This window comes from Sphingomonas sp. NIC1 (assembly GCF_001638925.1).
Classification (GTDB): domain Bacteria; phylum Pseudomonadota; class Alphaproteobacteria; order Sphingomonadales; family Sphingomonadaceae; genus Sphingomonas; species Sphingomonas aquatilis.
This window is the reverse complement of the sequence record NZ_CP015521.1, coordinates 156,316-182,238: the sequence shown is the minus strand read 5'-3', so window position 1 is coordinate 182,238 and position 25,923 is coordinate 156,316. Positions and strand designations below refer to the sequence as shown.

The window sequence follows — 25,923 nt, the reverse complement described above, 5'->3', positions numbered from 1 at the left end:
TCAGTTGGCCGGGAACACGAGGAATTGTTCGTAGCGCTGCGCGCCATCCGGTTCCGCGAAGGTCGCGATCGACAGCTTCCGGTCGGGATAGGTCACGACGTAGCGGCGCTGGACGAAGCCACCGCGCAGCCGCTTGGGGCCGGCGAGTTCGAAGCTGGTCGGCGCGCCTAACGGGGCGAGGCTGCTCTTATAGTCGGCGAGCACCTGCGGCGTGAAATAATAGGACGCATTGGGCGTCAGCTTCGACCGGTCGAGCGTGCCGGACCGCAGCGAATCGAACAGCGCGCGCGCCTGCGCGGTCTTCTGGACTTCGGCCGCATCCGCCGTCGCCGGCAGCACGACCTTCGCAATGCCATTGGCGATGGTGACGAAGGCGTCGCCGAAATCGGCGTTGGTCAGCACGACCACCGCCGCTTTCTGTTCGGGGAAGACGATGTTTTCGGACAGGAAGCCGACCGCCTCGCCGCTATGCTCCACATAGGGCACGCCGGCGCGTTTGCCGAGGCTGACGCCCAGGCCGTAATTGGTCGTGCTGCCGTCGTTGAGCAGCACCGGCTTTTCCTGCGCGGCCCAGTCGGCGGCGGGCAGCAGGCTGCGATCCATACGCGCGACGTCCCATTTCGCGAGATCGGCGGCGCTCATCGACAGCTCGCCGGCGGCGAACAGCCAGCCCTCCGCGGGCGGCGGCGCGACGCGGACGGGGCCCAAAGCGTTGCGGTGATAGCCGACGGGGAAACCGTTGCCGACCGCCTTGTCCTGGTCGATCGCCTTGATCCCCAAAGGCGCGAAGATGCGCCGTTGCAGGAAGGTCATCAGTGGCTCGCCCGCGGCCTTTTCCGCGATCATACCGGCGACGACATAGCCGGTGTTCGAATATTGCCACTGCGTGCCCGGCGCGAAATCGAGCGGCTTCTTCGCCCAGCGATCGACGATCGCCTGCGGCGTCGTCGGCTTTTCCATCGCGGCGAAGCTATAGTCCTGCGGCCAGTAATCCTGCAGGCCCGAGGTGTGGCTGAGCAACTGGCGGATCGTGATTTTATCGCCGCCGCTGATGCCGGGCAGCCATTTGGCCACCGTATCGTCCATCGATAATTTGCCGTCGTCGGCGAGCAGCAGCAGCGCCGCGGCGGTGAACTGTTTCGAGATCGACGCGATCTGATAGGGCGCGTCGGTGCGGGCGGGCACGCCCTTCGCCTGCTCGCCATAGGCCTTGACCAGCACGATCTTGCCACCGCGCACGATCGCGACCTGCGCAGACGGCGTGGCCGTGGCGGCGAGGCCATCGGCAACGACCTTGTCGACCGCAGCGAGTTCGGTGGGGGACAGCGCCTGCGCCTGCACCGATGCGGGAGCGATGGCGAGCACACAGGCTGCGGCAAATGTCGGGAGCTTCATCGCGCCTAGCTGCCACATCGGCCGCGATGGGCGAAAGTGAAATCGACGTCAGCGTTTCGGCCACGCCCATTGCGGGCCGAAGCGATCCTGCGTGCGCGTTTCGCCCAATTCCTTTTCCAGCGCGATGTCGCCGACGTCGCCGCTGGCGCGCAACGCATCGAGCAAGGCGCTGCTGTGGGAGACAACGATGATCTGGCAGGAGCGGGCGGTGGCGGTGAGGAGTCGGGCGAGCGGCAGCAGCAAAGACGGGTGGAGGTTCGCCTCAGGCTCGTTCAGCACCATCAGTTCGGGCGGACGAGGCGACAGTAACGCTGCGACCAGCAGGACGTACCGCAGGGTGCCGTCGGATAATTCGCGTGCGTCGAGCGCCCGAAGCATACCGGGTTGGCGCAGGCCGAACGACGGACGAGCGCCCTCGCCACCGATAAGCGTGATCGTCGACCCGGGAAAGGCGTCGTCAATCGCCGCTGCCAATGCCTCCCCATCGCCAAAGAATTGGATGGTCGCGATCGCGGCAACGAGGTCCGATCCATCGCCCGCCATGACGGGCGTATAGGTGACGATCTGCGGCCGTCTAACCGGCGCGTCCATATCCGTGCGCAGGCTGTCATAGAAGCGCCAGTTGCGCATGCGCTCCCGCATCAGCAGCAACTCCAGGCCATCGACGGGATCGGCCGCGTGCGTCACCATCGATTCGAAGCCCGACAGGTCGATGGGGCTTCGTCGCCATTCGCCGGTGTCGGCCGTGCGCAGGTTGACGACGCGTCCTCGACGCTCGGCGAAGGCATTGGCGCGGCCGAGCCTTTCGCCCGTCCACATCGCCTCTACCTTGATCTCAGGATCGCCCGCGAAGCCGGTGCCGGGGATCGGCGGCCCGATATCGATCGCATAACCGAAGTCGGGACCGGAGAAACCGAGCCTGAGGCTGACCGGTCCGGTCCGCACCGTTCCCTGCACAGGCACGCGCCCGGCGCGCATGTCGCGGCTGATCGTCTCAGGACCAGCCCATAACACCGACGCCAGTCCGCCGTCCTGGGCGAGCGAGGAGATGAGCCGGCCCTGCGCTACGTCGGCCAGCAGACGCAACGCGCGATACAGGCTGGATTTACCCGAACCATTCGGTCCGGTGACGATCGTTAGCGGCGACAGCTCCAGCGTAAGGTCGCGGATCGAACGATAGCCGCCGATCGCCAGCCGCGTCATCATCGCCATCGTCTCCCGCCGCAGACCGATGACCTTTGCAGGGGAGCGCTGCGGCGTCCAGCGTGGACCGCTAAGTGCTTACGCCGGCACGCCGTACAGGTCGTGTTCGTCGGCGTCCTCGATCGTGACCGGTACGATATCGCCGACCGACAGATGGGCGGCGTCGCGCAGGAAGACCTGACCGTCGATTTCGGGCGCATCGGCCTGGCTGCGGCCCGTCGCGCCTTCCTCGCCGACCTCGTCGATGATGACGGGCAGGGTGCGACCGACCTTGGCGGCGAGCTTTGCGGCGCTGATCGCGGCGGTCTTTTCCATGATCCGCTGATAGCGCTCTTCCTTGACCTCCTCCGGCACCGGATCGGGCAGCGCATTGGCGGCGGCGCCCTCCACCGGCTCGAAGCGGAACGCGCCGACGCGATCGAGCTGTGCCTCATCCAGCCAGTCGAGCAGATACTGGAAGTCGGCTTCGGTCTCGCCGGGGAAGCCGACGACGAAGGTCGATCGGATCGCGATGTCCGGGCAGATGTCCCGCCACTGGTGGATACGCTGCAACACCTTGGCGTCGTTGCCCGGGCGCTTCATCGCTTTCAGCACCGACGGCGCGGCATGCTGGAACGGGATGTCGAGATAGGGGAGCACGAGCCCTTCCGCCATCAGCGGAATGACCTGATCGACATGCGGATAAGGGTAGACGTAGTGCAGCCGCACCCAAGGCGCGATCTGGCCGAGTTCGCGGGCGAGATCGGTCATGTGCGGCACGACCTCGCGCCCCTTCCACATCCGCGGTTCCTTGCGGATGTCGATGCCGTAGGCGCTGGTGTCCTGGCTGATGACGAGCAATTCTCGCGTGCCGGCGGCGACCAGTTTCTCCGCCTCGCGCAGGATGGCGTCGGGGCGGCGGCTGACGAGGTCGCCGCGCAGGGATGGAATGATGCAGAAGGAGCAGCGGTGGTTGCAACCTTCCGAAATCTTCAGATAGCTGTAGTGGCGCGGCGTCAGCTTCAGCCCGGCGTCGGGGATGAGGTCGATATAGGGCGACAGGTTCGCAGGCGCCGCCTCATGCACCGCCTCGACCACCTGTTCGTATTGATGCGCGCCGGTGACGGCGAGCACCTGCGGGAAGCGGGCGCGAATGACCTCCGCCTCTTTCCCCATGCAGCCCGTCACGATCACGCGGCCGTTTTCCGCGATCGCTTCGCCGATCGCCTCAAGGCTTTCTTCCTTGGCGGAATCGAGGAAGCCGCAGGTGTTGACCAGCACGACGTCGGCGCCGGCATAATCGGCGGACATCTGATAGCCGTCGGCACGCAGCTGGGTGAGGATGCGTTCGCTGTCGACCAGATTCTTGGGACAGCCGAGCGACACCATGCCGACGCGCGGCGGAGAAGGAAGACGAGTTGCCATGAGAGCGCGCGACATAGTCGATTTCGCGCGCTTTCGCCAGATGGCGCGGCACGGGCGGCCATTCGTCGCATCCGGGGGCGATGCCGCTCGACAGCCTGCCGCGCAGCCGCCACATCGAACCGACGGGAGTGATCGTGCATGCTGGCAATAGGATTGATGTCCGGGACGTCGCTCGACGGGATCGACGCGGCGCTGATCGAGACGGACGGCGAAGGAGAGGTGCGGCCGCTGGCCTTTCGCGGCGAGCCCTATTCGGACGCGGCCCGCGAGCAGCTGGCCGCGGCGACCGCGCTGGCGCTGACCTTCGATCGGCCGCGCGCTTCGCCCGATCTCGTCGCGGCAGGTGAGCTGATCGATCGGACGCATGCCTTTGCCGTCCACAAGCTGCTACGCGATGCGGGCGTGGCGGCGGCGGACGTGGCGGTGATCGGTTATCACGGGCAGACCGTCGCGCACCGGCCCGACCGCGGCTGGACCTGGCAGATCGGCGATGGCGCAGTGCTGGCGCGCGCCACCGGCATCGCGGTGGTCAGCGACCTGCGCAGCGCGGACGTTGCGGCAGGCGGGCAGGGGGCGCCGCTGCTCCCGATCTATCACGCCGCGCTGACGGCCGGGCTGGAGCGGCCTGTGGCGGTGCTTAATCTCGGCGGCGTCGGCAATGTGACCTTCGTCGGCGCGGATGGCGCGCTGGTCGCCTTCGACACGGGGCCGGCGAACGGCCTGATCGACAGCTGGGTCGAGGCGGAAACCGGCGCGCGTTACGACGCCGATGGTGCGCTTGCCGCGTCGGGGCATGTGGACGAAACGGTGCTGACCGCGATGCTCGACCACCCCTATTTCTCCGCGCCGTCGCCCAAGAGCCTCGACCGCAACGACTTCACCATTCAACCGGCGCGCGGCCTGTCGGCGGCGGACGGCGCAGCGACGCTGACCGCCTTTACCGCGGCGACCGTGGCCGAGGCGCTGGACCAGCTGCCCGCGCGGCCGAAGCGCCTGATCGTCGCGGGCGGGGGCCGTCACAATCCGACGCTGCTGCGCATGATCGGCGAGCGCACCGGCATCGCACCGGAAGCCAGCGATACGCTTGGCTGGGATGGCGACGCGATGGAGGCGGAGGGCTTCGCCTATATGGCGGTGCGGACGCTGAAGGGGCTGCCGATCAGCTTCCCCGGCACGACCGGCGTGCCGCATCCACTGCCGGGCGGTCGCGTCGACCGGCCCTGACGCTTATGCCCGGCCGTAGTTATCGGCAGGGCGCCGGCCGGGTCTGACGCTTGCCGCCAGGAAGGCGGCCATGCCGATCAGCTTGTGGCGCAGGCAGAACGTGTAGAATGCCCGAATGCTCTTATGTGCGCGGACCGGGCGCAGCAGGTCGAGACGCAGCGATCCGACGTCCTGCATGAGGTAGCGCAGCACCCGTCGGTCCTTGAACAGGAATTTGGCGTAGAGCGCGCCGTCGCCGACGCTGTACCCCGCCAGCAGGGCGCGTTCCTCGGCGGCGAGGCGGCGTCCGTGGTGATGGTCGACGACGAAATGGGGCTCGTAACGCAGCGCGATCCCTGCCGCCTGCGCACGCAGCAGATAGTCGGTGTCCTCGGCGGCGCGGAACGGCGCGCCTGCGCCGAACCGCTCGTCGAAGTCGCCGACCCGATGCAGCACGTCGCGCGTCATCGCCAGATTGGCGCCCATCACGAACCCGCCCGGGAACCGATCGGGCGTCGCGATCATCGGATGGTCTTCCAGCTTGATCGTAATCGGCAAGTCGTCGGGATCGCCGGGCAGGATGCGGCCGCCGACGATCGCCGATCCGTCGAGCGCTGCGAAACAGCGGGCGAGCGCGATGAAATAATCGGGGTGGAGGCGGCAGTCGTCGTCGGTCATCGCGACGATCGCGCCGCGCACGGCGGCGAGACCGACGTTCCGCGCGCGCGCCAGGCCGGGCCGGTCGCTGTGGAGCAGGTGGACGGGGAAGGGCTGTTGCGCCTGCCACGTTGCCAGCCGATCGGCCGTGGCGTCGGTCGAGCCATTGTCGACGATGACGACCTCGATCGCAGGCGCGCCCTCCTGCGCGGCGGCGTGGGTGATCGAGGCGAGCAGGCGCGGCAAAGCGGCGGCGCGGTTACGCGTACAGACGAGCAGGCTGATCGCCGGGATGGCGGTCATGCCGCGACGGATCGCGGCGGCGACGGCAGTGTGTGGAGCAGGCGCGGGCTGTCGCGGGTCCATGTCGCGACGTAGCGGCCGATCTTGCCGTAATCATTGTCGAAAACGACGTGGGGGATGTCGAGTAGCAGCGCGAGGATGTGGCCGTGCAGGCGATCGGTGGCGATCGTCTGTCCGCGCGACAGCAGGCGCAGGCCGCGCGCGACGCGCGCTGTGGCGAGGGCGGCGTGGTCGCCGGACAGGTCGTCGTCGTCTTCCAGCCAGTCGCAGACGATCGCGTCCGCCGGCAGCGGCGACGCGGTGTCGACTCGCTCCTTGTCGGTGCGCATGAGCGCCAGCACCGGCACGTCCGGCTCCCGGCGCGCCTGCCACCCGAGCGCGAAGGCGGAATCCGGGGCGAGCGAAGCGACCGTCCCGACCATCTGTTGTGCGATGGCGAGGCTGGCGGTGTCGCGCGCGTAGAGCGTCAGCTGCGGGTGCCGTGCCGCGATCCCGGTGAACCGCGCCGCTGCCGACGCGTCGCGAAAGTGGATCGACTGCGGTAGTTGCACCACGATGCGGTCGCGCAGCCGCTCGAGCACGGTTTCGCGCAATTGCTGGTGGTGCGGCCAGATATCGCCCAGATTCCCGCCCCCGTGCAGGAAGACGATACCGTCCGGGCAGGCGGCGCGCAGCGCGTGCTCGTCGAAATCGTGCCACGTGCAGACATAGTCCGGATCGCGCCCGGTGATGCCGCGCAGCATGACCAGTTCGCCCAGCCAGATCGTGCTGTCGCCGACATTGGTGTGATCGGGAAAGTCCAGCAGTGCATAGCGGCTGCCCAGCGTCAGGTGCCGACGATAGAGGGTATCGAGCGCGGCCCGCTGCGCCGCGACGACGTCGGTCATGCCGCCAGCCTGACGTCGCCAGCGATCACGGTGCGGTACAGCGCCTCGCAGCGGTCGAGCCAGCGATCGTGCGTGAACAGCCGCTGCACGCGGTCACGCGGGACGTCGGGGGGGATCGCCATCGCCTCGCGCATCGCCGTGGCCAGCGCGGCGACATCGCCCGGGGGCGCGAAGCGGCCGGCGTCGCCGACGACCTCGCGCGCCGCGCCCATGTCGAATGCGGCGACGGGCAGGCCGCACGCCATCGCCTCTGCCGCGACCAGTCCGAACGGCTCGTCCCAACAGGGGGTGAAGACGAACAGCGAGGCGCGGCCGAGCTCCACCGCCAGATCCTCGGCGTTGCGGTGCCCGGCATAGACGACGCCGTCGCCGAGCAGCGGCGCGACCTCTGCGCTGTAATAATCGGGATCCTCGATCCCCCCGAACAGCGTCAGGCGGATGCCGGCGGCGCGTGCGGCCTGGGCGGCGAGATGCGGTCCCTTGTTGGGCGTGATGCGCCCGCACCAGACCGCCTCGCCGTTGCCGTGCGGGCGATAGGGCCAGCGATCGATATCGATGCCATTGTGCAGCACCGATACCTCCGCCGGTGCGCCGTTCGGCCACCAGGCCTCGCGCTGCCGTGCCGAGGTGACGGTCAGATGATGGCGCGGCGACGGGCTCTGCTGCACGAACCAGTGCAGCGCGTCATAGGGGGGTACGTGCAGCGAGGTGACGGTCGGCACCGCCTCCGTCCGGCGTCGCTCCAGGGGGAAGCGGTGCAGGCTGTTGTTGTGGACGACATCGAAGCCGCCCGCCGCGATCCGGTCGCACGCCGCGGCATAGCCGGCGTCGAGGTGCGCGATCAGCGGCGCCGAGCCGCGATGCTCGGCCCAGGGAAAGGTGCGCTCATAATGTTCGTCGAGTACGGGATCGATCGCGAAGCGCGGATCGCTGTCGCCCGAGGCGAACAGGACGACGTCATGCCCGCGACCCTGCAGCCCGGCGGCGAGGTGCCAGCAATGCGCCTCCATGCCGCCTGCGAACGGCTGTGCGATACGCTGGCGGACATGCGCGAGGATGGCGATCCTCACGCGGCGACCGCCTCCGGCGCGCGGGCGGCGGCGGCTTCCAGTTCGCGCAGCACGCGCGCGGTATTGGCATAGGGCTGATGGCTCTGCTGGCCGGTCAGCGCGCGGTCGCCGTCATGGGCTTCGCGCAGGATGCGGATCGGCCGGCCGGGCGTGTCGTCGATCAGCCCCATCAGGCGGAACGCGTGCAGCCAATGGCCCATCGTCCGATAGCCCCATTTCGCCTCGAACAGCTGCGCGTTGCGGACCACGCTGTCGATATGGTGGACGGGCGGCATGTGGTGCGGGTGATATTGGTGATAGGCGAGCCCGCCCTTGATCCAGGCGATCGTGACGTTCGCCTGATCCAGCGTCTTGCCGAAATCGGTATCCTCGCCGCCGTAGCCGACATAGCGTTCGTCGAAGCCGCCGACACGCAGGAACGTCTCGCGGCGCATCGCGAAATTGAGCGACCAGAAGCAGCGATAATCGGCACACACTTCCAGCCCCTCCGCAGGCGGCCCGCGGCGGTCCGAGTGCCGCTCGGCGACCGCGGCGAAGCCGGGATAGGACCAGTCGCCCGCCGTCGCGCCGCCCGGCAAATACATCACCTCGCCCATCAGCAGGCCGTCGAACGTGGCGGCGAAACCGGCATAATCGGCGACCAGCTCCGGCGTCGGGATACAGTCCATGTCGAGGAAGACGAGCACCTCGCCCTGCGCCGCGCCCGCCGCGACGTTGCGTGCCATCGCGAGCGGCAGCGCATCGGCGTCGATCCGGATCTGGCGGATGGGAAAGGGCGCGTCGGGCAGATCGTAGAGGGTGTCCTGCATCACCGCGACGATCAGCTCAACCGGCCGCATCGTCTGCTGCGATAGCCCGCGCACGACGTTGACGAGGTGATCGGGGCGGCCCTTCGCCAGGGTCACGACGGAGACGGAGGTCATAGGATGCGGGGCTCCAGGGAGAGGGAAGGGGTGGCGGCGAGCGGCGTCCACAACCGGTCGGCGAGCGCTTCGAGCCAGAGGGCGGCGCGGTCGGCCGGCGTGTCGTCGATCATCGCGCGCTGGCGATCGGGGCGGTGGTCGCGCAGCGTGTCGGCCAGTGCCGCGATCCAGCCATGCGCTGACGAAGGCAGGTGCGGCCTGACGGTCGCGACGCCGGCGGCGGCGAGGGCATCGGCCTTGCGATGCTGTTCGTCGAAATAGCGCCATTCCGGCACCGCCAGCCATGGCCGGCCCGACGCGAGGATCTGCTGGCAGGTGGTGTTGCCGGTCGAGGCGATGACGAGGTCCGCCGCGGCGATATGGTCGGCGGCATCATCCACCCAGCCGCGATGATCGACATTGGCGGGCTCGGTCGCGTGCCAGTCGCGCTGGACCTTGCCGATCGTGATCCAGCGTGCCGCCGGGCGCGCGCGCGCACCGACGCCGATCGGCGCCTGCGCGAAGCCCTCGCCGCCGCCCCCCGACAGGACGAGGATCATCTCTTCGTCCGCGCCGATGCCGATCCGCTGCCGCGCGACCTCGCGCTCGGGCACGCGGACATCGACGCCGAGGCCGCCGGCGAAACAGGTCCGCGCGCGCAACGCTGCGTCCCAGTCGGGCTGCGCTAGGTCGGCATGGAAGGGCGCCAGCAGCCCCGCCGCGCCGTCATAGGCGGCGCGGTGGCCGGCATCACCGCGGTCGCCGTGTTGCAGCACCTTGACGTGCGGCACCGAACAGATGCGCGACAGCTGCGCGATCTCGGCCGAGACGTCGCAGATCATCAGCGCGGGGTCGGCGCTGTCGAACCACCCCGCCAGCATCGCCATCGCGCGGCGGATGCCGGGCCAGCCCAGAGGCGCGCAGTGCAACGTCTGCGGCGTCGGCACCCAGTCCATCGTCGTCGCCTCGTCACCCGTGGCTTCGAACAGCGAGGGCAGGCGGACGATGTCGACCTGCGGGGGCAGCGCGGGAAAGATGTCGTCGCGCGCACAGAAGATCGTCATCGGCCGCGTCGGCGGCAGCGCGTTGGCGATTGCGGCGCAGCGTTCGGCATGGCCGCGACCCTGATGATGGACGAAATAGCCGAAGGGGCGCATCATGCCGCCACCGATACTGGCAGGTCGGCCGGGGACGCATCCGCCAGCCCCAAGGTCGCCAGCCCCTCCAGCACGCCGCCGGCATGATGGCGCCGCACGCGCAGCAGGCCGGAGCGTGGCGACAGATGGGCCAGCTCGCCCCCGGCATTGCCGACGACGATGGCATGGCCGCACGCCGCCAGCATGTCGGCGTCGTTGCCGCTGTCCCCCGCCGCGATACAATCCGCCAGCGTCAGGCCGCGCCGGGCGGCATAAGCCGCGATCGCCTGCGCCTTGCCGCCGATGGGCGCAAGCACGTCGATCAGGCGCCCGTGCGAGAAGATGACGCGTGCCGCCAGCCCCGCTGCCGAGAGTGCGGCGCGGATGCGGCCGGCGTCCGCTGCGTCGCCGTAGAAGCTGATCTTGTGCGGCCCCGCCGTCGCGGCCGGTTGCGCCGTCACGCCCAGCGGCGCGAGCGTTGCAGCGACGGCGTCGCGATCCCATCCTGCGTCCAGCGTGCGCGCATACTCCGCGCAGGCGCGCCAGCCGCCGGTTCCATCGGGCAGCATCAGCCGGGTGCCGACATCGACGATAAACGCATCGGGCTGCGGCAGGCGCCAGCGCTTCAGGATCATTCGCGCGGCGTCGAAGCCGCGGCCGGTGGCGATGATGAAGGGCAGGGGGCTCGCCGCCCGCCACGCCGCAAAGGCGCGCGCGCCCTCGACGCAGCCGGTCAGCGTATTGTCGATGTCGCAGGCGAGCAGGCGGGGCGACGCCAGGTCGCCGTACAGCGCGCAGGTCGCGGCCGCATAGCGATGCCAGCAATACAGATCGGCACGGGTGCGGGCTGCGGTGGCGAAGGCGAGATGCCGGGTGGGATCGCCGACGATCGCGCCGATCGCCGCACCGATCGCGGCCGTATCCTCAGGATCGATCAGCACGCCATGGCCGATCGTGGCGACAATATCGGCGGGACCGCCATTGCACGTCGCGACCACCGGCACGCCAGCCGCCGCCGCCTCGACCAGCGTCAGGCCGAAGGGCTCATGCAGCGCCGGGTTGACGAAGACGCCGCCGCGCGCCGCCCGCGCATACAGCGCCGCCACGTCATCGGCATCGTGCTGCGGCGGCAAGGCGATGCGGCCGCGCATGCCCGGCCGATCGGCGATCGCCTGCAACTCAGCCAGCGATGCCCGCTCGTCGGCCGAGGCATAGGCATGCTGCCCGGCCAGAATGACGAGGTTCGCCTGTGCCTGTAGCGCGGGATCGCCTGCATAGGCGCGGGCGAGCGCTGCGAGGTTCTTCTTCGCGACGGGCCGCGCGATGGCGAGAATGATCGGCAGGTCCGGGCACTCGAACCAGTCGCCCAGCCGGTCGGCCAGCGTATCCGGCCCCGGCACGCAATCGCGGCGCGGCACGCCGGGCGCGACGACCGTCACCCGGTCGCCGAGCGCGACGCCATAACCGCCGACCTGACGCGCCGCCTCTTCCTCGGTCGAGACCACGATCGCTGAGGCCCCTTCGATCGCAACGCGTTCGGCGGCGATCCGGGCGTCGAGGCCGGGGCATTCCAGGCGCTGCATTCGCTTGTCGATGCCGAGCGCATGCGGCGTGTAGACGAAGGGGATGCCGAACCGGCGCTGTGCCGCCATGGCGACGGCGGCGGCATCGGCGAAATGTGCATGGATGACGTCGGGGCGTCGTTCTTCCCGTTCGATCATCGCGCAGAACGCCTCGGTGAAGGCGGCGAGGTCGGCACCCAGCGCCTCCTTCTCGAGGTAGCGATGGTCTGCGGTCGCGATCCGGCGGATCGTCACCTTGGGCGCGACGACCTCCTCAACCTGGGCGTGGACGGGATCGAGCCGTTCGTCGGAGAACAATCGTGTGACGATCGTCACCGCATCGACATCGGAGCGCAACGCCTGATGGCATGCCGCATCGAGGACATAGGCGATATGGCCACCGGTATCTGCCGTCACGCCGAAATTGACGGGCGGCGCCTTCAGACAACCGCCGAGCGCCAGATGTACGATGATCACGAGCGCCCCTTTTCGCTTTATCGGGGCTCAACGACAGTTTGGTCGATTTGTATCCAGTGGGAAACACGAGAAATAGTATTTAGCGCAACGACTTATTGGTTCCGCCGCACTCTCTGTTTTTCGTATAGACGTAGATCAATCCGGTTCTTGCCTCATCACGATCGGGGGCAGTGCGCGACTATTGATCCATTATTGTCTTATGGTGGCAATCGTCCTTCGGTACTATCCATGGTCGGGCCAAAACCGCGGCAGAATGGCAAGCGACACGCCCGGTCAGCGCGCCGACAGACGGTCTCGGACGAAGCGCGTCAGACAGTGCGCCGCCTCCCGATCCTCGGGCGTTCCGCCGAAGCCGCCATGGGGCATGGCTTCGAAGACATGGAGGTCCGCAGGGACACCGGCCGACACGAGCAAGCGGTGCATGCGCACGGTGTTGGACAGGAACAGGTCGCGCGTGCCCGTCCTAAGGAAGGTCGGGGGGAAGTTGGCGACATCAGCGAACAACGGTGACACGAGAGGGTCGCTGAGATCGGCTCCGCCCGCATAGAGCCGATTGCTCGACATCAGCGACGTGGGCAGCATCCCGTCCACGCCGGCGTTGACCACGAAACTGTCGCCGCTTTCCGTCAGATCGACCTGCGGCGACAGCAGGACCAGCCCGGCCGGCATCGGCAGGCCCTCCGCCTTCGCGCGCAGCAGCATCGCGGCGGCGAGATTGCCGCCGGCGGAGCGTCCGCCAACGACGATCCGTTCGGCCGGGTGCAGTCGAAGCGCAGCACGATAGGCCGCCACGCCATCGTCGAGGCCCGCCGGGAAGGGGTGTTCGGGCGGCAGGCGATAGTCGATGCTCCAGACGCGTAAGCCCAATTGATCGGCCAGCGTTCGCGCACCATGCCGACACGCCTCGCCACCACCGAAGACCAGCGCACCGCCGTGCAGGTCGATATACACAGCGTCCTCGGCGATCGGCGCAGCGGGCGTGGCGACATGGACGACCGCATCGTCGCACCGGATCGTCTCGACTGCGGCGGTGGGCGCGTCCGAGGCCGCGGCCAGCATGCGCACATAGTGGGCATCGACCGATGCCTTGACCGCTTGCCACCCCGCCACGTCGTCATGGTCCGGCATGGCGAAGCGCGCGTTGACCGGCACGCCGTCCGCGTCGATCAGCCGCTCCAGCGCCGCCTGCGCCTCGGGGCTGATCGAGCTGGGCGATGGAATGTCTCGCGGCGTCAGCCGGATCGAACGTGGGCGTGCGGTCATGGGGCGGTCCAGCGGCTTCGGCCCCTGCCGGTCGGTCCGGCGGCGGGCGGGCAGGGGCGCGTGTGGACGTCCGTCCGACTTATGTCGAGCGCTGGGCTCGAACGCCGCGCACGCTCACCTCATGCCTGCCGGTCGCGGATCAGCGTCGCGACCACCGATGGATCGGCGAGCGTCGAGGTGTCGCCGATCGTATCGACCGCGCCTTCCGCGATCTTGCGCAGGATACGGCGCATGATCTTGCCGGAGCGGGTCTTGGGCAAAGCGGGGGCGAACTGGATCGCGTCGGGCGTCGCGACTGGGCCGATCTGTCGGCGGACCCAGGCACGCAAGGTGCCGCGCAACGCCTCGTCCTCCGTTGCGTCCGCGTGGAGCGTGACGAAGGCGTAGATGCCCTGCCCCTTCACGTCGTGCGGCATGCCGACGACCGCGGCTTCCGCGACGCTGGGATGGGCGACCAGCGCGCTCTCGATTTCCGCCGTGCCGAGGCGGTGGCCGCTGACGTTGATGACGTCGTCGACGCGGCCGGTGATCCAATAATCGCCGTCCCCATCGCGGCGGCAGCCGTCGCCGGTGAAATATTTGCCGGGATAGGTGGTGAAATAGGTCTGGATGAAGCGGTCGTGATCGCCCCACACCGATCGCATCTGGCCGGGCCAGCTATCGGTGAGGACCAGATTGCCCTCTGCCGCACCGTGGAGGACGCCGCCCTCGGCATCGACCAGCTCCACCTGGACGCCGGGCAGCGGCCTGGTCGCGGCACCGGGCTTGGGATCGGGCGTGTGGGGCAGGGGACAGATCAGCACGCCGCCCGTCTCGGTCTGCCACCAGGTGTCGACGATCGGGCAGCGGCCGTCGCCGACGACGCGGTGATACCAGGCCCAGGCTTCCGGGTTGATCGGTTCGCCGACGCTGCCGAGCAGGCGCAGGCTGGTGCGGCGGTGGCGGGTGACGTGATCGTCGCCTTCGCGCATCAGCGCCCGGATCGCGGTCGGCGCGGTGTAGAGCACACTTACCCCCAGCCGGTCGACCGTCTCCCAAAGCCGCCCGTGGTCGGGATAATTGGGCACGCCGTCGAACATCACCGTCGTCGCACCGTTGGCGAGCGGACCATAGACGACATAGCTGTGCCCGGTGACCCAGCCGATGTCGGCGGTACACCAGAAGACGTCGCCGTCGCGGTGGTCGAAGACGTCGCGGAACGTCTTGGCGACCCACAGCAGATAGCCGGCGGTCGTGTGGAGCACGCCCTTGGGCTTGCCCGTCGATCCGCTGGTGTAGAGGATGAACAACGGGTCCTCGGCCTCCATCGCCACGGGCGGGCAATCGGGCGAGGCATCGGCGATCGCCGCGTCCAGCCACAGGTCGCGGCCGGGCGTCATCGCGATATCGCCACCGGTGCGGCGCAGGACCAGCACGTGCTCGACCGAGGGGCAGGCGCTTAGCGCGGCATCGACATTGGCCTTCAGTGGAATGCGACGGCCGCCGCGGCAGCCTTCGTCGGCGGTGATGACCAGTTTCGATCCGCAGTCGCGGATGCGGTCGGCGAGCGCATCGGGGGAAAAGCCGCCGAACACGATCGAATGGATCGCGCCGATCCGCGTACAGGCGAGCATCGCCGCCGCCGCATCGGGCATCATCGGCAGGTAGAGCGTCACGCGGTCGCCGCGCCCGACGCCGAGCGACGTCAGCACGTTCGCCATCCGGCAGACGCGATCGTGCAAGGCGCGATAGGTGATGCGCGCGCCCTCGCCGGGTTCGTCGCCTTCCCACAGGATCGCGACCTGGTCGCCCCGCGTCGCCAGATGCCGGTCGAGGCAATTGGCGGACACATTGATCTGGCCACCATCGAACCAGCGGATGCGGAAATCGTCCGCCGCGAAGGACACGTCCTTCACCGTATCGAACGGCCGCATCCAGTCGAGCTGTGCGGCCTGATCACGCCAATAGGCATCGGGCGTCTCGATCGCGGCGCGGCACTGATGCTCATATTCGGCAGGGCCGATCCCGCCGGAACGCGCAGGGGTCGCTGGAACGATATCGAGCATGAGGCGGCCTTTCGTGACGCGGGCTGCGCATCCGATCGAGATGCGCAGCCCGTCGATGCGGTGGGATCAGAAGAACAGGATCGCGCCGAGCGCCAGTGCGTCGGAGCTCGCGTCGTTGCCGCTGTGCGCGCGCGACATGGTGTGGGTGTATTCGCCGATCAGCGTCACCCAGCTGTTCAGGCCGTAGCGCGTCTGGCCGACCCAGCTCGCGTTGCGGCGGACGAGGGCGGAGATCGCCTCACCCTGGGCGCGCGACAGGTAGCTCGCGCCATAGCTCGCCCCCAGCGTCAGCTTGCCGATGCCGTAGGTGCCCTGGACATAGTAGCCGTTGCTGTCGCGCTTACGGCCGAGCGCATCGGTCGACAGCAGGAACAGGCCGATCGTGCCGACGCCGGTGCCGGTGTAATAATAGCCAGTCAGGCTGGCCGGACCGTAGGACAGTTTAGCGCCGGCATCGATCGCGCGGCCGGTATAGGCCGGCAAGCCGCCGATCGCGTCATGACCCTGGATCAGCCCGCTGACCCACAGATGCGCGCCGAGGCCCCCGTCGGTCGGCACAAGGTCGTAGGTCGCCTTGGCCTGGAAGCCGATCGTCTCGTTCGTCTCGGTGCGGCCGATCGTGGTCAGCGGCTGGAAGATGCCTGCCGCGAACTGGAAGCCGCCGAACTTGGGCGAGGCATAGGTGATCTGCGGCTGGAAGTCGGTGTAGATATACCCCAGCCCGATCCGGCCGAGCGACGTATTGGACGGCGCGGCATTGCCCGCGGCGGTGCCGACTGACAGCAATGTGATGTCGTTCAGGATCGCATCCGACCCGAACAGGCCGATATCGCGGCCGATCTTGATCTCGCCGAAGCCGCTGCGACCGAACGTCAGATAGGTCTGGCGGAAATCGATACCGGAGGTCTGCAGCGCCTGGGGGGCGCCCGCGCCATTCGCGCCGGAATTGCCCAGGCTGGAGTTGATGCCGGGGTACATGCCGAAATGCGCGCCCACGTCCCAGCCGCCCTGGGTCGTCGAGACATCGACCTTCAGGAAGCCGGGCAGCAGTCCGTTGCGGATCGCCGACGTGTCGTTGCCGACGCTCGCGAGCCCGCCCGCGACGGTGTTCGCCGGCGTCGCTGCATCGGCGCTGTCGTGGACGTAGAAGCCGTTGACGGAGCCGGAGAACTTCAGCGCGACATCGCCGATCATCAGCCCGACGCCGCTGTCCGCCATGCGCACCAGCTTCTTGTCGTCGAGCCGTTCGGCGGCGGCCTGCTGCGGCGCTTCTGCGGTGTTGGCGGCCGGGACGGGGCTGGGTTGGGCCGTCTTGCGGGCCAGCAGCGCCTGATATTCGTCCTCGGTCAGGATCCCCTTTTCCTTCAGCTTCAGCAGCAGCCCGTCGGTCGCATCCTGCGCCGCGGCGGGCGTGGCGATGGCGATGGATGCGAGGGCGACGGCGCCCAGCAGGCGGGCAACGGCTTTCATGCAAATCCTCCCCTGTTCGGCCCGTGGTCTCGGGCTCGTGTCGGCAAGGCTGATGGAGACGGGCGCGGCGCGGTATTGGACTTTCGATCCCGGACCAAAGTGGGATGGCGGCGATGGCCCCGCATTCCCTGCCGCACGCCCCCTACCGGACGACGACACCCCAGGGCGCGCGGCCGACCGGGACCGTGGCGACGGCCTTGGCGCTGGCGAGATCGACGACGGTGACCGTGTCGGACAGGCCGTCGCTGGAGATGGCGCGGCGTCCATCCGGCGTGATCGCAACGCCCCACACGCGCGGGCCGACGGGAACGATGGCGCGCGTCTTGCGCGTCGCGGTGTCGACGATCGCGATCGCATTGCCGCGACCCAGAGCGATCACCGCCTGTCGGGCGTCCGGCGTGAAGCGAATCTGCACCGGCATGACCTTCTCGGGGGCGATGCCCGGCACGGTGAAGTGCAACGAGTCGATCACTTTGCGGCTGGCGACGTCGATCACCGCCACGCTGTTGCCGAGCTCCGCCGACACCCATAGCTGCTTCCCGTCCGCAGTGAATTCGGCGTGGCGCGGCCGGTCACCCGTCGGCGTGGTCGCCACCACCTCGCGCCGCGCGATGTCGATCCAGTGAACCGCATTGTCCGTTTCGGAGGTGGAGACCGCGAACCGGCCGTCGGGGCTGACCGCCATCCCCTCGGGCTCGACGCCGACGACGACCTGGAACGCGACCTTGCGCCCCGGCACGTCGATCGCGGTCACCGTCGCATCGCGCTCGTTCGAGGCGAACAGCAAGGTGCCGTCCGGCGACAGCGCGAAAGTTTCGGGATCCTCCCCCGACGGCAGGTTGGCGACGACCTGGCCCGATGCAAGATCGACCACCTGCACCGCGTTTTCGTCGCTGGCGCAGACGTACAAGTACCTGCCGTCGCGCGACAGGACGATGCCGCGCGGGCGTCGGCCGACGGGCCAGGTCGCGGTGACTTTCAGCGTGGCGGCGTCGATGACGCTGATCGTGTTGGCGCGCTCGTTCGAGACATAGATCGTCTCGGCGGTCGCGGGGGCGAGGGGGGCGGCGAGGGCCGCGATGAGGAGCAGGGATCGCATGACCGCATCCTAGCCCATCCCGGCGCGCCGCCCCTTCGTACCAAAGTCCAATAAGTCCCGATGCTTCGCCGCGGTTAGGGTCTCTGCCGAGCCGCCGTCAGGGCGGCGGGAGAGGATGATGCCGGTGAAGGGTTCGCGTATCGCATTCGTCTGTTCGGCGCTGATCGCGGCGTCGTCGATCGGCTATAACGTGTTCGCGCATGGCAACGTCACGCCGCAGGCGGTCGACACCAGCAAGCTGCCCGACATCAAGCCCGACAACTCTACATGGGTGACGAAGAACCCCTATCGCGACGACCCCCAGGTCTATGCGATGGCCAAGAAGATCGGCGAGAGCGCCTATGGCGGCAATTGCGCGCGCTGCCACGGGCTCGATGCGATCTCGGGCGGCATCGCCCCCGATCTGCGCTACCTCGATAAGGGCGAGGCCGGCGACGAATGGTTCATCCAGCGCTTCCAGCACGGCTCGTCGCGCGACGGCAAGGTCTATATGCCGCCGATGGGCGATGCGCTGGGGCAGAAGGCCGGCTGGGCGATCCGCTCCTGGCTCGACACGAAGCACGAGGAATGAGCGGGGCATCCTCACGCGCACCCACCCGCCGCGCGATAATCGCGGGCGCACTCGCCGCGACTTTTGCCCCCGTCGGAGCAATGGCGCGGGGGCTCGACACGATCACCGCGGCGGGTGTCGTGCGCGTTGCGGTCTATCGCGATTTCGAACCCTGGTCGTGGAAGGGCGCCGACGGCACCGTCATGGGCATCGACGTCGACCTCGGCCGTGCGATCGCCAAGGCCTTGGGGGTGCGCGCGGAGATCGTCGACTTTCTGGCCGACGAGGATGTCGGCGACGATCTGCGCAACATGGTGTGGCGGGGCTCTTTGGTCGGCGGACAGACGTGCGACATCATGATGCACGTGCCGGTGGACCGGCAGCTGGCACGCGCCAACGACCGCGCGGTGATCGGCGCGCCTTATTATCGCGAGGGCTTCCTGATGGCCTGCGGCGTCGAGACCGATTGCGAGGTCGCCCCCGCCGCCTTCAAGGGCAAGCGGCTTGTGGCCGAGTTGGACAGCGTGCCCGACTTCTACTTTTCGGGCAGCTTCGGCGGCGTGTTGCGCACCGATACGCGCCACCTGATGAGCGGCGCGGCCGCGGTCGATGCGGTCAAGACGGGCGAGGCGGATGTCGTGCTCGCGACGCGCGCGCAGATCGAACATGCGCTCGCGGCCGGCGCGCCGTGGGTGAAGACGCGCAAGGGGCCGCTGCCGGCGCTCCCCAGCGCAGGCTGGGACGTGGGCCTGGCGGTGAAGGACGACAGCCGCGACCTCGCCGACCGGCTCGACCGGGTCGTCGCAAGCCTGCGTGCCGACGGCACCGTCGCGGCGATCCTCGCGCGCCACGGTGTGAGCGACCGCGCGCCGCTGGCGACTTAATCCAAGGTCCAATGCCACCGACGCGGATCCCGGATTAGGCTCGGCGTCATCAACCAAGGTCGCAGGGACGGCCGAACGGAGGGGAGACGAGAGCGATGAAGACCATGGCGACCCGGTGCGCGATGCTGCTGGCCGGCACGATGCTGGCGACGGCGGTGACTGCGACCGAACCGCGCGCAGCCATCACGGCGGCCGCCACGACCCCGCCCGCCGCTGCCCCGGCTGCCGCTGCTGCCGCTGCTGCGGGTGCAGGGCCGACCGATGCGGATCTGATGAACGATGCGGCGACCCCCGGCGACGTCCTGACCTATGGCATGGGACCGCGTGCGCAGCGGTTCAGCACGCTGACGCAGGTCAACGCCGCCAATGTCGCCCGCCTGGTCCCCGCCTTCTCCGCCAGCCTGGGCGGTGAAAAGCAGCGCGGGCAGGAAGCGCAGCCGATCGTCTATGACGGCGTGATCTACGTCACCGGCAGCTACAGCCGCCTGTTCGCCTTCGACGCGCGTTCGGGCGAGGAATTGTGGCAGTACGATGCGCGCCTGCCCGACGGGATCATGCCGTGCTGCGACGTCGTCAATCGCGGTGCCGCAATCTATGGCGACAAGATCATCTTCGGCACGCTCGATGCGCATATGGTCGCGCTGAACCGCAAGACGGGCAAGGTCATCTGGAACAAGACTTTGGCCCCCTATGACGCGGGCTACAGCTTCACCGCCGCGCCGATGATCGTGAAGGGCAAGGTGATCTACGGCAATTCCGGCGGCGAATTCGGCATCGTCGGCAAGGTGGAGGCGCGCGACGTCAATACCGGTGAGCTGATCTGGTCGCGCCCGACGATCGAGGGCCATATGGGCCAGCTCAACGGCAAGGATTCGACCATGACCGGCAAGCTCAATGCGAGCTGGCAGGGCGATCAGTGGAAGAATGGCGGCGGCGCGACCTGGCTGGGCGGCACCTACGATCCCGATACCAACCTGATCTACATGGGCACCGGCAACCCGGCGCCGTGGAACAGCCATTTGCGCCCCGGCAACAATCTCTACACCTCGTCGACGCTGGCGATCGATCCCGACACGGGCGAGATCAAATGGCATTACCAGACGACCCCGCATGACGGCTGGGACTTCGACGGCGTCAACGAATTCATCCCGTTCGACATGGATGGGCGCAAGCTCGGGGCGAAGGCCGATCGCAACGGCTATTTCTTCGTGCTCGACCGGACGAACGGCAAGTTCGTTTCCGCCAACCGCTTCGTCTCGCGCACCGACTGGGCGACCGGCTTCACCAAGGACGGCAAGCCGATCTACGATCCCGCCAAGCGCCCGCCCGCGCCCAGCGCGGAAAAGGGCGCGAGTGTGTTCGCCGCGCCCAGCTTCCTCGGCGGCAAGAACTGGATGCCGATGGCGTACAGCCAGCAGACCGGCATGTTCTACATCCCGTCCAACGAATGGGGCATGGACATCTGGAACGAGCCGATCGCCTACAAGAAGGGCGCGGCCTATCTGGGTGCCGGCTTCACGATCAAGCCGCTGAACCCCGACTATATCGGCGTGCTGCGCGCGATGGACCCCAAGACTGGCAAGATCGCGTGGGAATATAAGAATAAGGCGCCGTTGTGGGGCGGCGTGCTGACCACCGCGGGCAATCTCGTCTTCACCGGCACGCCCGAGGGCTATCTGAAGGCGTTCGATGCCAAGACGGGCCAGGAGCTCTGGAAGTTTAACACCGGATCGGGCGTCGTCGGCAGCCCGGTGACGTGGGAGCAGGATGGCGAGCAATATGTCGCGGTGATGAGCGGCTGGGGCGGCGCGGTGCCGCTGTGGGGCGGCGAGGTCGCGAAGGCTGTGCAGCATATCAACCAGGGCGGCGCGCTCTGGGTCTTCAAGCTGCCCAAGGCATGATCGGGTCGCAGGGGGCGTCGCCGGTCGCGGCGCCCTCTTCGCTTCCGATCGCACTTATATTACAATCGTCTGCGGGGAGAGGGGGCGTGGAACGAGTCCTGATCGCGGACGATCATCCGCTGGTGCGTGACGGCTTGCGTACCGTCATTTCGGTCGCCTTCGACCAGGCCGACCTGTTCGAGGCATCATCGGTCGCCGAAGCGGTCGAGATCGTCGATCGCGAGGGCGATTTCGACCTCGTCCTGCTCGATCTCAACATGCCCGATGCGCGCGGCTTTTCCGGGCTGACGATGCTGCGCGACCGGTTTCCGTCGCTGCCCATCGTGCTCGTGTCCGCCGCGGCGGATAGCCAGGTCGTCAACGGCGCGATCGCCAACGGTGCCGCCGGGTTCATCCCCAAATCGCTGAAGCGCAGCCAGATCGTCGCGGCGATCCAGTCGATTTTGTCGGGCAACGTCTATATCCCCGACGATTTCGCCGCCCCGTCGGATGCCGAGGCAGAGATCGAGGGCATCCGCCGCCGCATCGGCACGCTGACGCCGCAGCAGCGCGTGGTGCTGGGGCTGGTCGTCGCAGGTAAGCTGAACAAGCAGATCGCCTATGAGCTCGACGTGTCGATGACGACGGTGAAGGCGCATGTCTCCGCCATCCTGTCCAAATTGAACGTCTACAGCCGCACGCAGGCAGTGATCCTGGCGAACAAGGTCGGGCTGGGGCGCTAGCGAACGCTGGCGAGCAGCGCCCGCAGTTGCGCGGGCTTCACCGGTTTCTGCAGGACGTGGAGCCCGGCGGCGAGCAGCTGTTCGCGCAGGTCGGGCATACGGTCCGCCGTGATGATCGCGGCGGGCACCTTCGCGCCAATATCCTCGCGCAGCGTCGCGACCGCGGCATCGCCCAGCGTGTCCGACCCCAGATGATAGTCCGCGAGGATGACGTCCGGCCGCAGCCGCGACCGGCGGACGATCGCGCGCGCATCCTCCAGCGTCGCCGCGGTGCGCACCCGCACACCCCAGCCACCGAGCATCGCCTGCATGCCGGCGAGGATCGACTCCTCATTGTCGAGCACGAGCACGGTCGACACGCCCAGCCCGCGTGCCGGTGCGGCACTCGCCGTCGCGCCCGCCACCCCCGTCGCGGCGAGGGGGGCTTCGATCGAGAAGGTCGCGCCTGCGCCGAGCGCGCTATCCACACGCACCGGGTGGCCGAGCATGCGGCTGGCGCGCTGCACGATCGCAAGGCCCAATCCGATGCCCTGCGACGCGCCCGTGTTGAGCCGGCGGAATTCGTCGAAGATCTCGGCATGATGCGACGGATCGATGCCGGGGCCGGTATCGGCGACGGTGATCGCCACCGATCGTCCCTCGGCCCGCGCAGTCATGGTGATGCTGCCCCGCTCGGTATAGCGCACGGCGTTGGACAGGAAGTTCTGCAACACGCGCCGCAGCAGCCGCCGGTCGGAATGCACCCATAGCCGCGTCGGCACGACGTTCAGCGTCAGCCCCCGCTCGGCCGCGACGACGGCGAATTCGGCGCGCAACGCGGTGAACATTTCGTCGAGCGGGACGTCGCCGAGGTCCGGGGTGATCGCGCCGGCATCGAGCTTGGAGATTTCGAGCAAGGCCTCCAGCAGGCCCTCGATCGAATCGAGCGCCGATGCCGCCTGATCGACGATCTTGCGATTGCCCTCGGCAAGGCGACGGCCGGCCAGTGCGGAGACGAACAGGCGCGCGGCGTTCAGCGGTTGCAGCAGATCGTGGCTTGCAGCGGCGAGGAATCGCGTCTTCGACAGATTGGCCTGTTCCGCCGCCATCTTGGCCGCGCGCATCGCCAGCTCGGCCGCCTGCCGTTCGCGTACCTCCTGTTCCAGCTCGCGCGTCCGCGCAGCGACCCGCTGTTCGAGGGCGTCGGCGGTTTTCAGCCGTTCGGTGACGTCGTCGAAGCTCATCACCATGCCGCCGTCGGCCATCGGCTGGCGTCGGATTTCGATCGATCGGCCATCCGCCAGGCGCCGCACGGCGACGATCTCCTGCGTCGCCTCGGCGGGATCGCTGCCCTGCGTATCGACCCAGCCCAATGTGTCGGCGGCATCGGCGCGCGGCAGCTTCGTCTTGCACCATTTGACGAGCGCAGCGTGATCGGAGATGCGCTGCCGCATCCGTTGCGGCGCCAGATCGAGCAGGGTCAGCAGCGGATCGTTCCAGGCGAGCAGCGAGCGATCGGGGGCGAACAGGCACACGCCCTGCGGCATGGCGTCCAGCGTTCCCTGCAACACCACCGCGCGTTCGGCCAGCTCGCGCGCCCGTTGCCGTGCATCCTCCGCCTTGATGTCGGTGATGTCGGTGTAGACGCCGACGATCCCGCCTTCGCTGGTGCGCTGTTCGTTGACCTGGATCCAGCGGCCGTCGGCGAGCAGGATGACCTGCCCGCCATCGGCGACCTGATGGCGGCCCACGCGCTCGGACACCCAGCGCGCCGGCGACACGAGCGGGCCGAGCGTCGATCCCACCTCGCAGATCGCGCCGGCGATCTCGTCGAAGGCGACGCCCGGCTGGATGCGATCGGCGATCGTCGGCCACAGCGACAGATAGGTGCGGTTGCACAGCACCAGCCGATCGTCGGTGTCGAAGATGGCGAAGCCCTCGTCGAGCGCCTCGATCGCATCGCCCAGGCGTCGCCGCGCGGCATCGGCGGCATCGCGGGCATGGGCGAGCGCGGCATTGCTCGCCGCCAGGTCGTCGAGTGCGCGTTCCAGATCGGCGGTGCGTTCGCGGACCTTGCTCTCCAGCGCGATCGCGGTTTCGAACACCGAAAAGGCGTTGCCCTGCAGGTCGGTCGAGCGTTCGACCCGGTCCATCAGCGATCGGTTGATTCGCTCCAGCTTGGCGATCCGCGCCTCCAGCGCGGCAACGTGCGCGGCGTCGTCTCGCTGGCCGGTCATGGCCGCCCGATCGCCAGACCGGCGAAGGTCTGGTTGACGTGCAGCGCGCGGAATTGCTCGCCATAGGTGTTGAAGCCGATGACGCCGCGTCGTGCGTAGAGGTCGGACACCGGCGCGCGCAGCTGACGCTGCGCGATCTCGACCGAGTTGAGCACGCAGTCGAAGCCGAGGATGCGATCGATGCCGCCGATGTCGCTGTCGAGCCGGTCGAACAACGCCTCCAGCCGGCCGACGATATCGTCCGCCTCGCCCAGCGTCAGCACGATCCCCTCGTCGATCGCGCAATAGAAGGTGAGGCTGCCGTCCGGATTGGCGGACTGGATCGAGCGGACGTAATATTCGCCGCCCGCCCGCACCATCAGCGGGTGCGCCGCGAATACCGGCAGCCCAAGCTGATCGACCTGCGTTCCGACCAGCCGGGCATATTCCTCCGCGGCAGGCTCGGCGTTGATTTCATGGACGATGCGCCGTGTCGTGTCCGCGGCGGTGATCACCATCTTCACCTCGCCCGGCCGATAATGTTGCGCGCGGAACACCGTCATCGGCCGCGCGGTCGACAGGATCGCGATCACCGCGGCGTCGCGGCGAAACGCGCCGTCGTACAGGACGAAGGTCTCGCGGAAATCGAGGCCGTCGCCCGACGAGCCACCGATCAGCGGCACGTCGCCCAGCGCATCCTGCAACGTCAGCGTCAGCATCTCTTCGCGGTGCGACAGACCGTCGACCAGGAAGATCGCCGCATGGTTGACGCGTCCGCCGAAATGCCGCGTCTCCTCGGTCGCCTGGGCCACCATCGACCGGACGCGCCGCTGCGCATCGCCGCCGTCGAAATGGTCGAGGTCGGTGAAGCAGGTCGCGGTCAGGCGAAAGTCGCTGGCGGGGAAACCGATCGCGGTCAGTGTTCCTTCGCCCATGCCGTCGGGGGTCAGTTCGCCCGACGACGTACAGCCGACGATCGTCAGCCCCTCGCTGCGGCTGGCGATCGACTGCGCCAGCGCGTCCAGCGGATACCGGCTCGAACAGAATAGCAGGATGCCCGACAGTTCCGGCACGTCGAGCTGCCGGAACAGCGCGCGGATCGCCAGTTCGGGATCGTGTTCGCGCGTCGCGGCGACGCGAAGGTGGGACGAGGTGGGCACGGCGGCGATGATGGCAGCGGAGCGGGCGGCCGTCACGCATCATCTCCGCGTGGCGGTGGGCCGGCGGCGTCGAGCGCATCGACCTCGGCGTCGGTGAACACGCGGCTGCGCACGATGAAGCGCAGGCCGTCGGGGCCTTCCAGCGAAAAGCCGGCACCGCGACCGGGGACGACGTCGATCGTGATCTGGGTGTGACGCCAATAGTCGAATTGCGCGGCGCCGATCCACACGGGGATGGCGGCGTCCGGCCCGACGGTGCCGAGCAGGATGTCCTGCCCCCCGACGCGGAACTCGCCCGCCGGATAGCACATCGGCGCGGAGCCATCGCAGCAGCCGCCCGACTGGTGGAACATCAACGCCCCGTGCCGGCGGGTCAGATCCGCCATGACCGCATCGGCGGCGGCGGTGGACAGGACGCGCGGCGGAACGGTCATC

At 68.4% G+C, this 25,923-nt stretch carries 21 protein-coding genes; 5 read left to right on the top strand and 16 right to left on the bottom strand.

Annotated elements, in window-relative coordinates; genetic code table 11:
• From A7E77_RS00965 to rimO, 3 genes are all read right to left on the bottom strand, one after another.
• Positions 1–1,413: a serine hydrolase domain-containing protein gene (locus tag A7E77_RS00965; protein WP_078462188.1), complete on the bottom strand. Its 1,413-nt coding sequence runs from the start codon at positions 1,411–1,413 to the stop codon at positions 1–3.
• Between the two features lie 30 nt (positions 1,414–1,443).
• Complete coding sequence (locus A7E77_RS00960) at positions 1,444–2,601, bottom strand: AAA family ATPase (RefSeq protein ID WP_192930001.1); 1,158 nt, start codon at positions 2,599–2,601, stop codon at positions 1,444–1,446.
• Positions 2,602–2,676: 75 nt separating this feature from the next.
• Positions 2,677–4,002: a 30S ribosomal protein S12 methylthiotransferase RimO gene (gene rimO / locus A7E77_RS00955; RefSeq protein ID WP_024310562.1), complete on the bottom strand. Its 1,326-nt coding sequence runs from the start codon at positions 4,000–4,002 to the stop codon at positions 2,677–2,679.
• Between the two features lie 138 nt (positions 4,003–4,140).
• Here rimO and A7E77_RS00950 point away from each other — a divergent pair, with 138 nt between their 5' ends.
• A complete protein-coding gene (locus tag A7E77_RS00950; RefSeq protein WP_063685257.1) occupies positions 4,141–5,226 on the top strand; it encodes an anhydro-N-acetylmuramic acid kinase in 1,086 nt (361 codons plus the stop codon).
• A 3-nt stretch (positions 5,227–5,229) separates the two neighbouring features.
• Here A7E77_RS00950 and A7E77_RS00945 read toward each other — a convergent pair whose 3' ends face one another.
• The 10 genes from A7E77_RS00945 to A7E77_RS00900 form a co-directional block, all read right to left on the bottom strand.
• Positions 5,230–6,165 (bottom strand): glycosyltransferase family 2 protein, encoded by a 936-nt coding sequence (locus A7E77_RS00945; protein ID WP_063685256.1) that lies wholly within the window; start codon positions 6,163–6,165, stop codon positions 5,230–5,232.
• Entirely contained in the window at positions 6,162–7,052 is an 891-nt protein-coding gene (locus tag A7E77_RS00940) for a polysaccharide pyruvyl transferase family protein (RefSeq protein WP_063685254.1), read from the bottom strand. The genes A7E77_RS00945 and A7E77_RS00940 overlap by 4 nt, the downstream gene beginning before the upstream one ends.
• Positions 7,049–8,122, bottom strand: a complete 1,074-nt coding sequence (locus A7E77_RS00935; protein WP_063685252.1) for a glycosyltransferase — start codon at positions 8,120–8,122, stop codon at positions 7,049–7,051. The genes A7E77_RS00940 and A7E77_RS00935 overlap by 4 nt, the downstream gene beginning before the upstream one ends.
• A complete protein-coding gene (locus A7E77_RS00930) occupies positions 8,119–9,045 on the bottom strand; it encodes a galactosyltransferase-related protein (protein WP_063685250.1) in 927 nt (308 codons plus the stop codon). The genes A7E77_RS00935 and A7E77_RS00930 overlap by 4 nt, the downstream gene beginning before the upstream one ends.
• On the bottom strand, positions 9,042–10,184 hold the full coding sequence (locus A7E77_RS00925; RefSeq protein WP_063685248.1) for a glycosyltransferase: 1,143 nt from the start codon (positions 10,182–10,184) through the stop codon (positions 9,042–9,044). The genes A7E77_RS00930 and A7E77_RS00925 overlap by 4 nt, the downstream gene beginning before the upstream one ends.
• Positions 10,181–12,199, bottom strand: a complete 2,019-nt coding sequence (locus A7E77_RS00920; protein ID WP_063685246.1) for an HAD family hydrolase — start codon at positions 12,197–12,199, stop codon at positions 10,181–10,183. The genes A7E77_RS00925 and A7E77_RS00920 overlap by 4 nt, the downstream gene beginning before the upstream one ends.
• 273 nt (positions 12,200–12,472) lie before the next feature.
• Positions 12,473–13,462 carry an alpha/beta hydrolase gene (locus tag A7E77_RS00915; protein ID WP_063685243.1) on the bottom strand — a complete coding sequence of 330 codons (990 nt, stop codon included), beginning with the start codon at positions 13,460–13,462 and terminating at the stop codon, positions 12,473–12,475.
• Between the two features lie 119 nt (positions 13,463–13,581).
• Positions 13,582–15,507, bottom strand: coding sequence for an acetate--CoA ligase (gene acs, locus A7E77_RS00910; protein WP_063685241.1), 1,926 nt, complete (start codon positions 15,505–15,507; stop codon positions 13,582–13,584).
• Between the two features lie 66 nt (positions 15,508–15,573).
• Entirely contained in the window at positions 15,574–16,977 is a 1,404-nt protein-coding gene (locus A7E77_RS00905; protein ID WP_063685239.1) for a porin, read from the bottom strand.
• 142 nt (positions 16,978–17,119) lie between these two features.
• Entirely contained in the window at positions 17,120–18,076 is a 957-nt protein-coding gene (locus A7E77_RS00900) for a PQQ-dependent catabolism-associated beta-propeller protein (protein ID WP_063685237.1), read from the bottom strand.
• A gap of 118 nt (positions 18,077–18,194) precedes the next feature.
• Here A7E77_RS00900 and pedF point away from each other — a divergent pair, with 118 nt between their 5' ends.
• The 4 genes from pedF to A7E77_RS00880 all read left to right on the top strand — a co-directional run bounded on the left by pedF (position 18,195) and on the right by A7E77_RS00880 (position 22,133).
• Positions 18,195–18,647: a cytochrome c-550 PedF gene (pedF, locus tag A7E77_RS00895; protein ID WP_063685235.1), complete on the top strand. Its 453-nt coding sequence runs from the start codon at positions 18,195–18,197 to the stop codon at positions 18,645–18,647.
• Positions 18,644–19,510, top strand: a complete 867-nt coding sequence (locus tag A7E77_RS00890) for a substrate-binding periplasmic protein (protein ID WP_063685233.1) — start codon at positions 18,644–18,646, stop codon at positions 19,508–19,510. Before pedF ends, A7E77_RS00890 begins: the two co-directional genes overlap by 4 nt.
• A 122-nt stretch (positions 19,511–19,632) precedes the next feature.
• A complete protein-coding gene (locus A7E77_RS00885) occupies positions 19,633–21,411 on the top strand; it encodes a methanol/ethanol family PQQ-dependent dehydrogenase (protein WP_413243596.1) in 1,779 nt (592 codons plus the stop codon).
• A gap of 86 nt (positions 21,412–21,497) precedes the next feature.
• Entirely contained in the window at positions 21,498–22,133 is a 636-nt protein-coding gene (locus tag A7E77_RS00880; RefSeq protein WP_017979124.1) for a response regulator, read from the top strand.
• On the opposite strand, the gene A7E77_RS00875 is transcribed toward A7E77_RS00880, so the two are convergent.
• Genes A7E77_RS00875 through A7E77_RS00865 form a run of 3 tightly spaced genes read right to left on the bottom strand, consistent with a single transcriptional unit; the run spans position 22,130 to position 25,922 of the window.
• Positions 22,130–24,349, bottom strand: coding sequence for a NahK/ErcS family hybrid sensor histidine kinase/response regulator (locus A7E77_RS00875; protein ID WP_063685231.1), 2,220 nt, complete (start codon positions 24,347–24,349; stop codon positions 22,130–22,132). The genes A7E77_RS00880 and A7E77_RS00875 overlap by 4 nt on opposite strands.
• The gene (locus tag A7E77_RS00870) at positions 24,346–25,524 is read right to left on the bottom strand and encodes an FIST N-terminal domain-containing protein (protein WP_063685229.1); all 1,179 of its coding nucleotides are present in this window, start codon (positions 25,522–25,524) and stop codon (positions 24,346–24,348) included. Before A7E77_RS00870 ends, A7E77_RS00875 begins: the two co-directional genes overlap by 4 nt.
• A complete protein-coding gene (locus A7E77_RS00865; RefSeq protein ID WP_063685227.1) occupies positions 25,521–25,922 on the bottom strand; it encodes a DUF779 domain-containing protein in 402 nt (133 codons plus the stop codon). The genes A7E77_RS00870 and A7E77_RS00865 overlap by 4 nt, the downstream gene beginning before the upstream one ends.
• Between the last annotated feature and the right edge of the window lies 1 nt (position 25,923).

What these genes read in the sequence shown, in the direction of transcription:
- A7E77_RS00965 (WP_078462188.1), bottom strand. Translation starts at nt 1,413, where the DNA reads ATGTGGCAGCTAGGCGCGATGAAGCTCCCGACATTTGCCGCAGCCTGT.
- A7E77_RS00960 (WP_192930001.1), bottom strand. Translation starts at nt 2,601, where the DNA reads ATGATGACGCGGCTGGCGATCGGCGGCTATCGTTCGATCCGCGACCTT.
- rimO (WP_024310562.1), bottom strand. Translation starts at nt 4,002, where the DNA reads ATGGCAACTCGTCTTCCTTCTCCGCCGCGCGTCGGCATGGTGTCGCTC.
- A7E77_RS00950 (WP_063685257.1), top strand. Translation starts at nt 4,141, where the DNA reads ATGCTGGCAATAGGATTGATGTCCGGGACGTCGCTCGACGGGATCGAC.
- A7E77_RS00945 (WP_063685256.1), bottom strand. Translation starts at nt 6,165, where the DNA reads ATGACCGCCATCCCGGCGATCAGCCTGCTCGTCTGTACGCGTAACCGC.
- A7E77_RS00940 (WP_063685254.1), bottom strand. Translation starts at nt 7,052, where the DNA reads ATGACCGACGTCGTCGCGGCGCAGCGGGCCGCGCTCGATACCCTCTAT.
- A7E77_RS00930 (WP_063685250.1), bottom strand. Translation starts at nt 9,045, where the DNA reads ATGACCTCCGTCTCCGTCGTGACCCTGGCGAAGGGCCGCCCCGATCAC.
- A7E77_RS00925 (WP_063685248.1), bottom strand. Translation starts at nt 10,184, where the DNA reads ATGATGCGCCCCTTCGGCTATTTCGTCCATCATCAGGGTCGCGGCCAT.
- A7E77_RS00915 (WP_063685243.1), bottom strand. Translation starts at nt 13,462, where the DNA reads ATGACCGCACGCCCACGTTCGATCCGGCTGACGCCGCGAGACATTCCA.
- acs (WP_063685241.1), bottom strand. Translation starts at nt 15,507, where the DNA reads ATGCTCGATATCGTTCCAGCGACCCCTGCGCGTTCCGGCGGGATCGGC.
- A7E77_RS00905 (WP_063685239.1), bottom strand. Translation starts at nt 16,977, where the DNA reads ATGAAAGCCGTTGCCCGCCTGCTGGGCGCCGTCGCCCTCGCATCCATC.
- A7E77_RS00900 (WP_063685237.1), bottom strand. Translation starts at nt 18,076, where the DNA reads ATGCGATCCCTGCTCCTCATCGCGGCCCTCGCCGCCCCCCTCGCCCCC.
- pedF (WP_063685235.1), top strand. Translation starts at nt 18,195, where the DNA reads ATGCCGGTGAAGGGTTCGCGTATCGCATTCGTCTGTTCGGCGCTGATC.
- A7E77_RS00890 (WP_063685233.1), top strand. Translation starts at nt 18,644, where the DNA reads ATGAGCGGGGCATCCTCACGCGCACCCACCCGCCGCGCGATAATCGCG.
- A7E77_RS00885 (WP_413243596.1), top strand. Translation starts at nt 19,633, where the DNA reads ATGCTGCTGGCCGGCACGATGCTGGCGACGGCGGTGACTGCGACCGAA.
- A7E77_RS00875 (WP_063685231.1), bottom strand. Translation starts at nt 24,349, where the DNA reads ATGACCGGCCAGCGAGACGACGCCGCGCACGTTGCCGCGCTGGAGGCG.
- A7E77_RS00865 (WP_063685227.1), bottom strand. Translation starts at nt 25,922, where the DNA reads ATGACCGTTCCGCCGCGCGTCCTGTCCACCGCCGCCGCCGATGCGGTC.